The organism is Frigoribacterium sp. CFBP9030 (genome assembly GCF_034045195.1).
Taxonomy (GTDB): domain Bacteria; phylum Actinomycetota; class Actinomycetes; order Actinomycetales; family Microbacteriaceae; genus Frigoribacterium.
The window spans coordinates 161,848-174,620 of record NZ_JAXCWG010000005.1 but is presented as its reverse complement, the minus strand read 5'-3'; the positions used below and the strand labels follow the sequence as shown (position 1 = coordinate 174,620).

The 12,773-nt window shown below is 71.2% G+C and carries 12 protein-coding genes; 6 read left to right on the top strand and 6 right to left on the bottom strand.

What is annotated here, in order from left to right; translation table 11 throughout:
- Positions 1-264 precede the first annotated feature (264 nt).
- Positions 265-1,365: an ABC transporter ATP-binding protein gene (locus SOM13_RS08245; protein WP_192061339.1), complete on the top strand. Its 1,101-nt coding sequence runs from the start codon at positions 265-267 to the stop codon at positions 1,363-1,365.
- 122 nt (positions 1,366-1,487) lie between these two features.
- Positions 1,488-2,774 (top strand): DUF4032 domain-containing protein, encoded by a 1,287-nt coding sequence (locus tag SOM13_RS08240; protein WP_243215793.1) that lies wholly within the window; start codon positions 1,488-1,490, stop codon positions 2,772-2,774.
- Positions 2,775-2,837: 63 nt separating this feature from the next.
- On the opposite strand, the gene rlmB is transcribed toward SOM13_RS08240, so the two are convergent.
- From rlmB to ispD, 3 genes are read right to left on the bottom strand one after another with little or no spacing between them, the layout of a single operon-like run.
- The gene (gene rlmB / locus SOM13_RS08235) at positions 2,838-3,884 is read right to left on the bottom strand and encodes a 23S rRNA (guanosine(2251)-2'-O)-methyltransferase RlmB (protein WP_192061337.1); all 1,047 of its coding nucleotides are present in this window, start codon (positions 3,882-3,884) and stop codon (positions 2,838-2,840) included.
- A complete protein-coding gene (cysS, locus tag SOM13_RS08230) occupies positions 3,881-5,299 on the bottom strand; it encodes a cysteine--tRNA ligase (protein WP_320479402.1) in 1,419 nt (472 codons plus the stop codon). The genes rlmB and cysS overlap by 4 nt, the downstream gene beginning before the upstream one ends.
- Before the next feature lie 4 nt (positions 5,300-5,303).
- Positions 5,304-6,617: a 2-C-methyl-D-erythritol 4-phosphate cytidylyltransferase gene (ispD, locus tag SOM13_RS08225; RefSeq protein WP_320479401.1), complete on the bottom strand. Its 1,314-nt coding sequence runs from the start codon at positions 6,615-6,617 to the stop codon at positions 5,304-5,306.
- A 133-nt stretch (positions 6,618-6,750) separates the two neighbouring features.
- Here ispD and SOM13_RS08220 point away from each other — a divergent pair, with 133 nt between their 5' ends.
- Positions 6,751-7,395: a hypothetical protein gene (locus SOM13_RS08220; protein ID WP_192061334.1), complete on the top strand. Its 645-nt coding sequence runs from the start codon at positions 6,751-6,753 to the stop codon at positions 7,393-7,395.
- Between the two features lie 173 nt (positions 7,396-7,568).
- On the opposite strand, the gene SOM13_RS08215 is transcribed toward SOM13_RS08220, so the two are convergent.
- The gene (locus SOM13_RS08215; protein ID WP_192061333.1) at positions 7,569-8,252 is read right to left on the bottom strand and encodes a response regulator transcription factor; all 684 of its coding nucleotides are present in this window, start codon (positions 8,250-8,252) and stop codon (positions 7,569-7,571) included.
- Positions 8,249-9,505 carry a sensor histidine kinase gene (locus SOM13_RS08210; RefSeq protein WP_192061332.1) on the bottom strand — a complete coding sequence of 419 codons (1,257 nt, stop codon included), beginning with the start codon at positions 9,503-9,505 and terminating at the stop codon, positions 8,249-8,251. The genes SOM13_RS08215 and SOM13_RS08210 overlap by 4 nt, the downstream gene beginning before the upstream one ends.
- Positions 9,506-9,699: 194 nt before the next feature.
- Between SOM13_RS08210 and phoU the strand changes: the two genes are divergently transcribed.
- Both phoU and SOM13_RS08200 read left to right on the top strand, forming a co-directional pair.
- Positions 9,700-10,353 carry a phosphate signaling complex protein PhoU gene (phoU, locus tag SOM13_RS08205; RefSeq protein WP_192061429.1) on the top strand — a complete coding sequence of 218 codons (654 nt, stop codon included), beginning with the start codon at positions 9,700-9,702 and terminating at the stop codon, positions 10,351-10,353.
- Positions 10,354-10,445: 92 nt separating this feature from the next.
- Positions 10,446-10,979 (top strand): AAA family ATPase, encoded by a 534-nt coding sequence (locus tag SOM13_RS08200; protein WP_320479400.1) that lies wholly within the window; start codon positions 10,446-10,448, stop codon positions 10,977-10,979.
- A 175-nt stretch (positions 10,980-11,154) separates the two neighbouring features.
- Here the strand turns inward: SOM13_RS08200 and SOM13_RS08195 are convergent, their stop codons facing one another.
- The gene (locus SOM13_RS08195; RefSeq protein ID WP_192061330.1) at positions 11,155-11,898 is read right to left on the bottom strand and encodes a phosphoglyceromutase; all 744 of its coding nucleotides are present in this window, start codon (positions 11,896-11,898) and stop codon (positions 11,155-11,157) included.
- A gap of 41 nt (positions 11,899-11,939) precedes the next feature.
- On the opposite strand from SOM13_RS08195, the gene SOM13_RS08190 reads away from it, so the two are divergent.
- Positions 11,940-12,716: a class I SAM-dependent methyltransferase gene (locus tag SOM13_RS08190; protein WP_192061329.1), complete on the top strand. Its 777-nt coding sequence runs from the start codon at positions 11,940-11,942 to the stop codon at positions 12,714-12,716.
- Positions 12,717-12,773: the final 57 nt, after the last annotated feature.

Sequence of the window (12,773 nt, the reverse complement as noted above, 5' to 3'; positions counted from 1 at the left end):
GCGCCACGGGGTGTCGCCGTCGCGTCGTAGGGGGCGTGGGGAGGGTCTGCGAGTGCAGCGCCCTGTCGGGGGTGCCGGCCGCACCGGACGACTGTCCGGAAGACCGTGTCGAAAACGATACCGTCCCCGCCCCGGACACCGCATGAGACCGTCTCGGTTCGGTGCCATACTGTCGGGTGGTGGTCATCGCGGACCTCTTGGTCTGATCACCATCCATTCACAACGGATCGTCCGGCACGTACCTGCCGGTGAAGGAGAAACATCATGGCGTCAGTCACGTTCAGCAAGGCAACCCGTCTGTACCCCGGTTCGACCCGCCCCGCGGTCGACAGCATCGACCTCGAGGTCGCCGACGGCGAGTTCCTCGTGCTGGTCGGGCCCTCCGGCTGCGGCAAGTCGACCACCCTCCGCATGCTCGCCGGTCTCGAAGAGGTCAACAGCGGCGACATCTTCATCGGCGACCGCAACGTCACCGACGTGCCGCCGAAGGACCGCGACATCGCCATGGTCTTCCAGAACTACGCGCTGTACCCGCACATGACGGTCGCCGAGAACATGGGCTTCGCGCTCAAGATCGCCGGCGTCGGCAAGGAGGAGCGCGCGACCCGCGTCCTCGAGGCCGCCAAGCTGCTCGACCTCGAGCCCTACCTGGCCCGCAAGCCCAAGGCCCTCTCGGGTGGTCAGCGTCAGCGCGTCGCCATGGGCCGCGCCATCGTGCGTCAGCCCCAGGTGTTCCTGATGGACGAGCCGCTCTCGAACCTCGACGCCAAGCTGCGCGTGCAGACCCGCACCCAGATCGCCTCGCTGCAGCGTCGACTCGGCGTCACCACCGTCTACGTCACGCACGACCAGACCGAGGCGCTCACCATGGGCGACCGCATCGCGGTCCTGAAGGACGGCGTCCTGCAGCAGGTCGGCAGCCCCCGCGACCTCTACGAGAAGCCGCAGAACGTGTTCGTCGCCGGCTTCATCGGCTCACCGGCCATGAACCTGCTGCCCGCCGACGTCGTCGACGGCGGCATCCAGTTCGGCACCGCCGTCACCGCGGTCGACCGCGACACCGTCGGCCAGGCCAACGGCAAGAGCGTCACCGTCGGCGTCCGCCCCGAAGACGTCGTCGTCAACACCACCGGCGAGGGCCTCGCGGTCACGGTCGACGTCGTCGAAGAGCTCGGTGCCGACGGCTACCTCTACGGTCACACCGAGGTCGGCGGTCAGCGCGTCGACATCGTCGTGCGCGTCGACGGTCGCAACCACCCCAAGCTGGGCGAGACGATCCACATCACGCCGCAGGCGCACCACGTGCACGTCTTCGACACCGAGAGCGGCGAGCGCCTCGGCGACAAGGCCGTCATCAGCGCGTAGCAGCACACCTCATCGGCCCGACGGGTCACCTGGGCGCCAGCCCGGTGACTCGTCGGGCCGATCCCGTACCTCCCGTCAGACACCCCCGAGACGCACCCGAGAGACACAGAGACCACGAGACGATGCCCGACTCCCTCAACATCACCTCCGCCACGGTCGACCCGGCCCTGCTCGACCTCCCCTGGGATCTCCCCCTCGGGGCCTGGCCCGACGACGCCATCGCGACGCTGCCGAAGGGCATCTCGCGGCACCTGGTGCGCTTCGCCCACCTCAGCGGCTACGTCATCGCCATCAAAGAGACCTCGGGCGAGATGGCCCGGGGCGAGTACGAGATGCTGCGGACCCTGCAGCGCATGGACATCCCCTGCGTCGACCCGCTCGCCGTCATCACGAACCGGCACGACGAAGACGGCTCGCCGCTCGACCCGGTGCTCGTGACGCGGCACCTGAAGTTCTCGCTGCCCTACCGGGCGCTCTACTCGCAGACCCTCCGACCCGACACGGCCAAGCGACTGGTCGACGCGCTCGCCCTGCTGCTGGTGCGCCTCCACATCATCGGCTTCTACTGGGGCGACGTGTCGCTCTCGAACACCCTGTTCCGTCGCGACGCGGGCGCCTTCGCGGCGTATCTGGTCGACGCCGAGACGGGCAAGCTCTACCCCGGCGGTCTGTCGAACGGTCAGCGCGAGAACGACCTCGAGGTGGCCCGCGTCAACATCGCCGGCGAGCTGCTCGACCTCGAGGCGGGCGGGCGACTCGACGACAACCTCGACGCCGTCGACGTCAGCAACGGCATCGTCGCCAAGTACCGCAGCCTCTGGACGGAGCTCACCGGCAGCGAGACCTTCTCGAGCTCCGAGCGCTGGCGCATCAACGACCGCGTCGAGCGGTTGAACGACCTCGGCTTCGACATCGAGGAGCTCGCGATCAAGACGGCCGAGGGCGGCACCCAGGTGAAGATCCAGCCGAAGGTCGTCGACGCGGGTCACCACTCGCGGCGCCTGCTGCGTCTCACCGGTCTCGACGTCGAAGAGAACCAGGCCCGACGCCTGCTGAACGACCTCGACGCCTACCGGCTCCGCACGGGCAACAACGACAACGACGAGGAGATGATCGCGCACGAGTGGGCGGCCCGCGTCTTCGAGCCCGTCGTCCGGTCGATCCCCCGCGAGCTGCGCGGGCGTCTCGAGCCGGCCGAGGTGTTCCACCAGCTGCTCGAGCACCGCTGGTACCGCTCGCAGCAGGAGAACCGCGACGTGCCGATCGCCGAGGCGCTCACCTCGTACATCAACGACGTGCTGCGGCACCGTCGTGACGAGCAGATGGTGATCGAGCCGCCGACGGAGTCGATCGCGCTGCCCGAGGCCGAATCGCTCGACGACGACGACGACTGGCGCAGCAAGGTCTGACCCGGCCGGAGAACGCAGGAGGCGCGGGCCGGGACGACCCCGATCCGCGCCTCCTGCAGGGGCTCACTTCTTGCGTTCGGCCCGCAGCTTCGAGATCTCGTAGAGCGTGACGGACGCGGCGATGCCGGCGTTGAGCGACTCGACGGCGCCGGTGATCGGCACCGACACGATCGCGTCGCAGGTCTCGGCGACGATGCGCGAGAGGCCCTTGCCCTCGCTGCCGACGACGACCACGATCGGGCGGTCGGCCAGCTCGAGACCGGGCAGCATCACGTCGCCGCCGCCGTCGAGGCCGACCACGAAGACGCCCTGCTCTTTGAACGACTTGAGCGTCTGCGTGAGGTTCGAGGCCATCGCGACGGGGATGCGCGCCGCGGCGCCGGCCGAGGTCTTCCAGGCCGAGGCCGTGAGACCGACCGAGCGACGCTGCGGGACGATGACGCCCTGACCGCCGAACGCGGCCACCGATCGGATGATCGCCCCGAGGTTGCGCGGGTCGGTGATGCCGTCGAGGGCGACGAAGAGCGGCTTCTGCTGACGCTTGATCGACGTCTCGAGCATGTCCATCGGGTGCGCGTACTCGTACGGCGGCACCTTGAGGGCGACGCCCTGGTGCACCGAGTCGGCCCCGGTCAGACGGTCGAGTTCGGGGCGCATGACCTCGAGCACCGGCAGACCACGTCGCGTGGCGAGCTGCAGGATCTCCTTCGTGCGGTCGTCCATCTCGATGCGGGCCGCGATGTACAGCGTCGACGCGGGGATGCGCGTGCGCAGCGCTTCGAGCACCGAGTTGCGACCGGTCACCATCTCGTGGTCGTCGGCCGACTTCGGGCGACGACGCTGGGCGTCGCTCGCCCCGCCGCGACCGGCGATCGGCGAACCGGCGCGCGGGCCGTTGCTGCTGCGACCGCGGGCGCTCTCGAGTCGCTCGCGGGCGATCTTCGCCTTGCCGGCGGGGTGGTACGGGCGGTCTTCGGCCGCGGGGGTGGGCTTCTTGCCCTCGAGGGCCTGACGACCCTGCCCGCCGCTGCCGACCTGCTTGCCCTTGCTGCCCTGCCGCACGGCACTGTTGCCGGGACGGCCCTTACGTGCTCCGCTGGTGTTCTTCACTGTTCCAAGCTCCAATGCGACCCGCTGGGGGTGTCTTCGATGAGGATCCCGGCACCCGAGAGGGTGCTGCGGATCTGGTCGGCCCGTGCGAAGTCGCGATCGGCCCGGGCGTGCTGGCGTTCCGCCAAGAGTACGTCGATCACGGCACCGAGCGCGCGGTGCGCCGCGCCCTCGTCGTCGTCGCGCCACTCGGGGGCGAGCGGATCGATGCCGAGCACGGCGACCATGGCGGCCACGTGCTGCCATTCGCGGGCGGCCGTGTCGAGGTCGCCGTCGTCGAGGGCCGAGTTGCCGGCGCGCACCGCGTCGTGCAGCACCGCGATCGCCTGAGGCACGTTGAGATCGTCGTCCATCGCGGCGGCGAAGTCGTCGGGGACGACCCGCGCGCCGACCGAGGCGAAGCGCGTGCCGGCGAGACGGCGCTCGGCGCGGGACAGGAAGGTCTCGACCCGGTCGAGCGCCGCATCGGCCTCCACCAGCGCACCGTCGTGGTAATCGATCGTCGACCGGTAGTGCGCGGCGCTGAGGAAGTACCGCACCACGACGGGTCGGGCCTTCTCGAGGAACTCGGCGGCGAAGATCGAGTTGCCGAGCGACTTCGACATCTTCTGACCGTCGACGTTGACCAGACCGTTGTGCAGCCAGTGCCGCGCGAACCCGTCGCCGGCCGCCGTCGACTGGGCCAGCTCGTTCTCGTGGTGCGGGAACCTCAGGTCGAGACCGCCGCCGTGGATGTCGAAGGCCGGGCCGAGGTAGCGACGCGACATGGCCGAGCACTCGATGTGCCAGCCGGGTCGGCCCTCACCCCAGGGCGACGACCAGGCGGCCGATGCGGGCTCGTCGGCCTTCGCGCCCTTCCAGAGCGCGAAGTCGCGGGGGTCGCGCTTGCCCCGCGGGTCGGCGTCGGCGGCCGACGCCATGTCAGCGACGTCCTGCCGGGTGAGCGCGCCGTAGGCGGGCCAGCTCGCCGTGTCGAAGTAGACGTCGCCCGAGGCGTCGTCCGCCGCGTAGGCGTGCCCGCGCTCGATCAGCCGCTCGACGATCCGCTGCATCTCGCTGATGCTCGCCGTCGCGCGGGGCTCGTAGGTCGGCGCGAGGATGCCGAGGGCCTGGTAGCCGGCGGTGAACTCGAGCTCGTAGCGGTAGGCGCGGGCCCACCACTGCTCGTCGGTGCCGGCGGCCAGGGCGAGGATCTTGTCGTCGATGTCGGTGACGTTGCGCACCAGCGTGACGTCGAGACCGCGGTAGGTGAACCAGCGGCGCCACAGGTCGTACACGAGGGCGGAGCGCAGGTGCCCGATGTGGGGCGACGACTGGACGGTCGGCCCGCAGACGTAGAGGCCCACCTGACCGGGGACGAGCGGTTCGAAGTCGACGAGCGCCTGGGCGCGGGAGTCGTAGAGGCGGATTGTCACGCGATCAGCCTATTGAGGTGCCGTCGACCACGGCGACCAGCGCGGTCGCGATCGCCGTGACGCCCTCGCCCCGCCCGGTGAAGCCGAGCCCGTCGGTGGTGGTCGCCGAGACGCTGACCGGTGCGCCGACGACCTCGATGAGCCGCGCCTCCATCTCGAGGCGACGGCGGGCGAGCCGCGGGCGGTTGCCGATGACCTGCACCGCCGCCGAGACGACGTCGAACCCGGCCGCGGTCAGGCGCTCGAGCGTCGCGGTGACGAAGACCTCGCCGCTCGCGCCGGCGAAGCGCGGGTCGTCGGTGCCGAACATCGAGCCGATGTCGCCGAGGCCCGCCGCCGACAGCAGGGCGTCGACCAGGGCGTGCGCGACGGCGTCGCCGTCGCTGTGCCCGGCGAGACCCGCCTCGCCCTCGAAGTGCAGCAGACCGAGGTGCAGCGGCTGGCGGTCGTCGAAGGCGTGGACGTCGACGCCCAGACCCGTGCGCAGCCGGTGCGCGTCGTCGTCGGGGCGCGAGCCACGCTCGGCGGCGGGGTTCGAACCGCGCTCGGCGGCGGCAGAGGCGGCGGCGGGGGCGGGCGCGGCTGCGGCGCGCTCGCGGGCGATCGTCTCGGCCCGGCGGAGATCCCACGGGGTGGTGATCTTGAAGGCGACGGGGTCGCCCTCGACGACGACGACCCGGTGCCCGTGCGCGGCGAAGAGCGCTGCGTCGTCGGTGTGCTCGGCGCCCGCCGTGGCGTAGGCCGCGTCGAGCTCGGCCCGGGGGAACCCCTGCGGCGTCTGCATGGCGACCAGCTCGGAGCGGTCGACGGTCTCGACGACCTCGCCGGCGGACCCGACGCGCTTGATGGTGTCGCTGACGGGCAGCCCCGGCACGACCCCGTGACCGGTCCGCTCGACCGTCGAGGCGACGAGGTCGAACTGCGCCGTCGGGGTGAACGGTCGGGCGCAGTCGTGCACGAGCACGGTCGCGACGGAGGGGGCGACGCGGGCGAGGCCGGCCGCGACCGAGGCCTGACGGCTCGCACCGCCGGAGACGACCGACGCGTAGCCCGACGCCGGCCCGGCGACGGAGTCGACCAGGGCGCGCGACTCGTCGACGAGCGCAGCCGGCACCACGACGACCACCTGCACGGGGTCGGCCGACGCGAAGATCGACTCGAGCGACCGCTCGAGGATGCTGCGGCCGGCGACCGCGACGAAGGCCTTGGGCGCCCCCTGGGCGAGACGGGTGCCGCTGCCGGCGGCGACGACGACGACTGCGCGGGCGACGTCGACGAGCAGATCGTCGACCTCGGTCACGCCGGGCTCGAACTGCATCAATCTGGCTCCATCCTGCGGCTCACAGGCTAACATGGGGGCCTACCGGTAAGGGCTCCCTTACCCTCCGGCCTGCCCCGCGGTGGCTAGGCTGTAGAGACCTTTTGCTTTGACTGGATCCTGGAGGACACCCGTGCGAGACGGATCTGTGCTGGAACTTCGATCGGCGCTCGCCCGTCGCACCGTGGCGGCCACCGCCGTCGGGGTCGGCGTCGTGCTCGTCGCCGCCGGGTGCAACTTCATCAGCCCCCAGGCGACCCTCAAGCAGTACGACGCCAGCGACGGCACGAGCCTGAACATCGGCGACGTCGCGGTGCGCAACGCGATCGCGCTGACCGAAGACGGCACCGAGGCCAGCCTCAGCATGGTCGTGCTCAACACGGGCGACGACAGCGTCGACGTCTCGTTCCAGTACGAGACCGAGGCCGGTCGCCAGACCGAGACCGTCACGGTCGAGGGCGACTCGCAGGTCAGCCGCGGCACGACCGAGGGCGACGAGCAGCTGCTCATGTCCGACCTCGACCTCACGGTCGGCTCGCTGCTCCCCGTCTACATCCAGTACGGCACCGAGACCGGCAAGACCCTCCAGGTGCCCGTGCTCAACGGCGATCTGCCCGAGTACGCGACGCTGCTCCCCTCCCCCGCCACGAGCGCCGAGCCGGGCACCGACTCGACGCCGCTCCCCGAGTCCAGCGCCAACCCCGAGGGCAACGACCGCCAGACGAACGAGGGCACGACCCAAGAGGGCGCCACGCCGAGCGCCACCACCGCTCCGTAGGCACCGCACGCACCACGAGAGGCCCGGCCCGCTGTCTGCGGGGCCGGGCCTCTCGTCGTCCGCCCCGACCCGCGCCTCCTCGGCTCCGGTCGGGATGTCGTCCGCCCCGACCCGCGCCTCCTCGGCTCCGGTCGGGGAACGAGAGGGCGAGGGCCCCGGGCAGGAGGCGCGGGTCAGGCCTCGATGCGGTACCCGAGTCCGCGCACGGTCACCAGGGCCTTCGGCTCGGACGGCACGGCCTCGATCTTCGAGCGGATGCGCTTGATGTGCACGTCGAGCGTCTTGGTGTCGCCGAAGTAGTCGGCGCCCCAGACGCGGTCGATCAGCTGACCGCGGGTGAGCACCCGTCCGGCGTTGCGCATCAGCAGCTCGAGCAGCTCGAACTCCTTCAGGGGCATGGCGATGTCGGTGCCGCGCACGGTGACGACGTGACGCTCGACGTCCATCCGGATGTCGCCGGCCTCGAGCATCGAGTCGGAGAGGTCGTCGGTGTCGACGCGGCGGCGCAGCACGGCCCGGATGCGTGCCAGCAGCTCGCGCGTCGAGTACGGCTTCGTGACGTAGTCGTCGGCGCCGAGCTCGAGCCCGACGACGATGTCGACCTCGCTGTCTTTCGCGGTCAGCATGACGATCGGCACCTGCGACCTGGTGCGGATGACCCGGCAGACCTCGGTGCCGGGGATGCCGGGCAGCATGAGGTCGAGCAGCACCAGATCGGCGCCGCCCTTCTCGAACGCGGCGATCGCCGCGGGGCCGTCTTCGGCGACCGTCGTGCGGTAGCCCTCGCGCTCGAGGATGAACGCCAGCGGTTCGCTGAGCGACTCCTCGTCTTCGACGATCAGGATGTGGGTCGTCATCGTGCCTCGATGTCTTGTCGGGTGGTGCCCTCACGGCGGGCGCCGTCTGTTCGGGCGCCGTCGTGTCGGGCGGTGCGGTCTTGTCTGGTGGTGACCGGCAGGGGGGTCGATCGGGTCTCCGGCTGCGTGCGCGCCTCGGGCAGTCGGAGGGTGAAGGTGCTGCCCTTGCCCACCTGCGACCAGACGCGCACGTCGCCCCCGTGATTCTGGATCACGTGCTTCACGATGGCGAGCCCGAGCCCGGTGCCGCCCGTCCGCCGCGACCGCGCCGGGTCGACGCGGTAGAAGCGCTCGAAGACGCGGTCGAGCTCGTCGTCGGGGATCCCGTAGCCCTGGTCGGTCACGGCCACCTCGACGGTGCCCGAGTCGTCGACGGTGGCGCCGATGCCGACCCGCGAGCCGTCGGGCGAGTAGTTGATGGCGTTGGCGATCAGGTTGTCGACGGCCGTCACGAGCATCTGCTCGTCGCCGAGCACCGTCGCATGCCGGCCGCCGCGCACGACCAGCGAGATGCCGCGGGCGTCGGCGACGACGCGGTTGCGGTCGACGGCGGTGTCGACGACGACGCGCACGTCGATGGGCTCGCTCGATTCGAGGGCGTCGGTCGCCTGCAGCCTCGAGAGCTCGATGATGTCCTGTGTGAGGCGCCCCAGGCGACCGGCCTCGCGAGTCAGGCTCTTCGCGAAGTGCCGCACCTGCTCGGGGTCGGACGAGGCCGACTCGAGAGCCTCGGCCAGCAGCCCGACCGCGCCGATCGGGGTCTTCAGCTCGTGACTGATGTTGGCGACGAAGTCGCGCCGCATGTCGTCGAGACGACGCCCCTCGCTGCGGTCTTCGGCGAGCACGAGCACGTACCGACCGCCGAGCGGCGCCACGCGCACGCCCAGCACGAACGTCGCCTCGCTGCCCGGGAGGCGCGCGAGGGTGAGCTCGTCGGCCTGCGGTTCGCCTTCGCGCCGGGCGAGGGCCACGAGGTCTTCGATCTCGGCGTGCACGAGGTGCTGCTGCGCCGAGACCAGACCGAGCTGCAGGGCCCGCGGCGACGCCTTGAGCACGTTGCCCGACGGGTCGACGACGACGCCCGCCGACTCGAGCGCGTCGAGCACGGCGTCGATGCCGTCGGGCAGCGACACCTCGACGAGCCGGGCCACCTTGACGGACCTGGCGTGCGCCGCCACCACGACGATGACGATCGCGGCACCGGCCACGGCCCCGAAGGCCAGCGACAGCGGAACCAACCAGGCTGAGTCCATGCCATCACGATAGTGACCCGCGCGGGGCATGATGAACGGGAGGGGCTGCGACGGCCTGTACTTTGGTGAGTGTTCAGGCCACCGGCACCGGTCGTTAACCTTCACCCATGAGGCTGGACTGGACTGTGCGGGCGACATCGCCCCCGCTGCCGGGCGTCCACGCCCCCGCGAGCTACGAGAGGGTCGACTACGACATGCGCGAGGTATTCCAGCAGGAGCTGCAAGAGGTCCAGGAGCGCCTGGTCGAGATCTCAGGCCTCGTCGCCATCTCGATCAAGAACGCCACGACGGCCTTCAACGAGTCGAACGTGTCGCTGGCCGAACAGGTCATCGCCGACGACGACGCCATCGACGAGCGCGCCATCGCCCTCGACGAGCTGGCCATCGACATCCTGGCCCGCCAGAACCCGGTCGCCCGCGACCTGCGCATCGTCGTGAGCGCGCTGCGCATCAGCGCCTCGCTCGAGCGCATGGGCGACATGGCCGAGCACATCGCCCAGCTGGCGCGCTACCGGTTCCCCGAGAAGGTCGTGCCGAAGTCGCTGCGCCCGACGTTCAAAGAGCTCGGCGAGCTCGACGTCGCGATCGCGAACAAGCTCACCGAGCTGCTGACGACCGAAGACGTGCGCCTCGCCGAGGAGATCCGCAACGACGACGACCGCATCGACGAGCTGCACCTCAGCGTCTTCGACAAGGTGCTCGGCGAGACCTGGAAGGGCGCGGCCGTCGACACGGTCGACTCCACCCTCGCCTCGCGCTACCACGAGCGCTTCGCCGACCACGCGGTCTCCATCGCCAAGAAGGTCCAGTACCTGGCGACCGGCGACTGGGTCGCATCCGAGGTCTGAGAGCCCGCATCGCCGAGGAGGCGCGGTGTCCGCCCGACGGACACCGCGCCTCCTTCGCGTCCGCCCCCGCAGAACTGCGAGAGGATGGCGGGATGGCTTCAGTCGCGATCCTCGTCAACGGTCTGCCCGGCTCGGGCAAGACCACCCTCTCGGCCACGCTCGCGGGTGTGCTGGGCTGCCCGCTGCTCGCCCACGACCCCGTCGAGGAGGCGCTGGTCGACCTGGCCGGGCCGATGGTCGCCCCCGAGTCGATCGACCGGATCGCCCACGAGACCGTGTGGTCGATGGCGGCCGAGGTCGAGGCGGGCGTGGTCGTCGACGCGTTCTGGCATCGTCCGACCGAGCTCGAGGGCGCACGGTCGGGCGTGGCCCGCGCCGGGTCGCCCCGCACCGTCGAGGTCTGGTGCGACGTCGACCCCGAGGTGGCGCTGCAGCGCAGCGTCGACCGGATCGCGGCGGGCGGGCGGCACCCGGCCCACGGGACGGTCGAGTCGACCCGCGCGGCGTGGGGCGAGTGGGCGGCCGCCGCCGAGCCCCTGGGGGCGTGGCCGGTGATCCGCGTCGACACGAGCACCCCGGTCGACATCGACGCGCTGGTGCTGGAGATCAGCGAGCAGTTCGTCTAGCCGGGCGCCCGGTGCGGCGGGCTCGCCTGCCGGCGGGCTCGCGTGCGGCGGGCTCGCCTGCCGCAGGTTCGGGTGCGGCGGGTCGGTGTCCTCCGCGGCGGGTCAGCGCTGACCCGCCGCGGATGACGCGAACCCGCCCCACACCCGTCTGAGCGCGGCCGCAGGGCGGTTCGGGCTACTTCTTGCCCTGGTTCGCGACCGCGGCGGCACCCGCGGCGGCGGCCTCGGGGTCGAGGTACCGGCCGGGGCCGGTCGGCGCGAAGTCGTCGTCGAGCTCGTACACCAGCGGGATGCCGGTGGGGATGTTCAGCTCGGAGATCTCGTCGTCGCCGATGCCGTCGAGGTGCTTGACCAGGGCGCGCAGCGAGTTGCCGTGGGCCACCACCAGCGTGACGTCGCCGGCGGCGAGGCTCTCGGTGATGTCGCTGTGCCAGTAGGGCAGCATCCGCTCGATGACGAGGGCCAGCGACTCGGTGCGCGGGGCGTCGATGCCGAGCTCGGCGTAGCGCTTGTCGTGGGCCTGCGAGAACTCGCTGTCGTCGTCGAGCGGGGGCGGCGGCACGTCGAACGAGCGACGCCAGGTCTGGAACTGCTCGGGGCCGTACTGCTCGAGCGTCTGAGCCTTGTCTTTGCCCTGCAGGGCGCCGTAGTGGCGCTCGTTGAGCCGCCACGAGCGCTTCACGTCGATCCACAGCCGGTCGGCCTCTTCGAGCGCGATGTCGGCGGTCTGGATGGCACGGGTAAGCCGCGACGTGTAGAGGATGTCGGGCAGCAGGTCGTTGTCGCGCAGCAGCTCGCCGGCCCGCTTGGCCTCGGCGCGACCCTGCTCGGTGAGTCGCACGTCGACCCATCCCGTGAAGAGGTTCTTCGCGTTCCATTCGCTGTTGCCGTGACGCAGGAGGATGAGGGTCGAAGTCATGCGACAAGCGTATCGCGACGACATGCTGGCAGACTCGGCGCATGCCCATCGGTTCGATCACCCGCGGCACGACCGGCACCAACCGGCTCCGCCGCGTCGACCGGTGGATCGCCGCGCACCCGTCGTTCCGCCGGGCCGACGACCCGCTGGTGGTCGACCTGGGGTACGGGGCGAGCGCGACGACCCCTCTCGAACTGCACCAGCGCCTCCTGCGGGTCCGCCCCGACGTCGAGGTGGTGGGCATCGAGATCGATCCCGAGCGGGTCAGACTCGCGAACCTGTCGGCGCGACCGGGCGTGAGCTTCCGCCGGGGCGGTTTCGAGGTGCCGCTCGACGGTGACCGCCGACCCGCCGTGATCAGGGCGTTCAACGTGCTGCGGCAGTACGACGAGTCGCAGGTGGCCGACTCCTGGGCGCTGATGACCGCGCGGCTGCAGCCCGGCGGCGTGCTCGTGGAGGGAACTTGCAACGAGATCGGACGCGTGGCGAGCTGGGTGGACGTGACGCCCGAGGGGCCGCAAGCGTTCACCGTGTCGCTGCGGCTGGCCGAGCTCGACGTGCCGTCGATCGTGGCCGAGCGGCTGCCCAAGGCGCTCATCCACCGCAACGTCGCGGGCGAGCGCGTGCACGACCTGCTCGTCGACCTCGATCGCCAGTGGGCCGTCGCGGCGCCGCTGTCGGTGTACGGCCCGGTGCAGCGCTGGCTGGCGACGGTGCAGGGGCTGCGCGACGGCGGGTGGCCGGTTCGGCACGGTCGCTCGCGCTGGCGGCTCGGCGAGCTGTCGCTGCCGTGGCAGGCGGTCGCACCCCGGGCCTGAGTCGCGAGGCCGGCCGGGCGCCCGGTCAGACGCGGGCGCACCCCGGGCCTGAGTCGC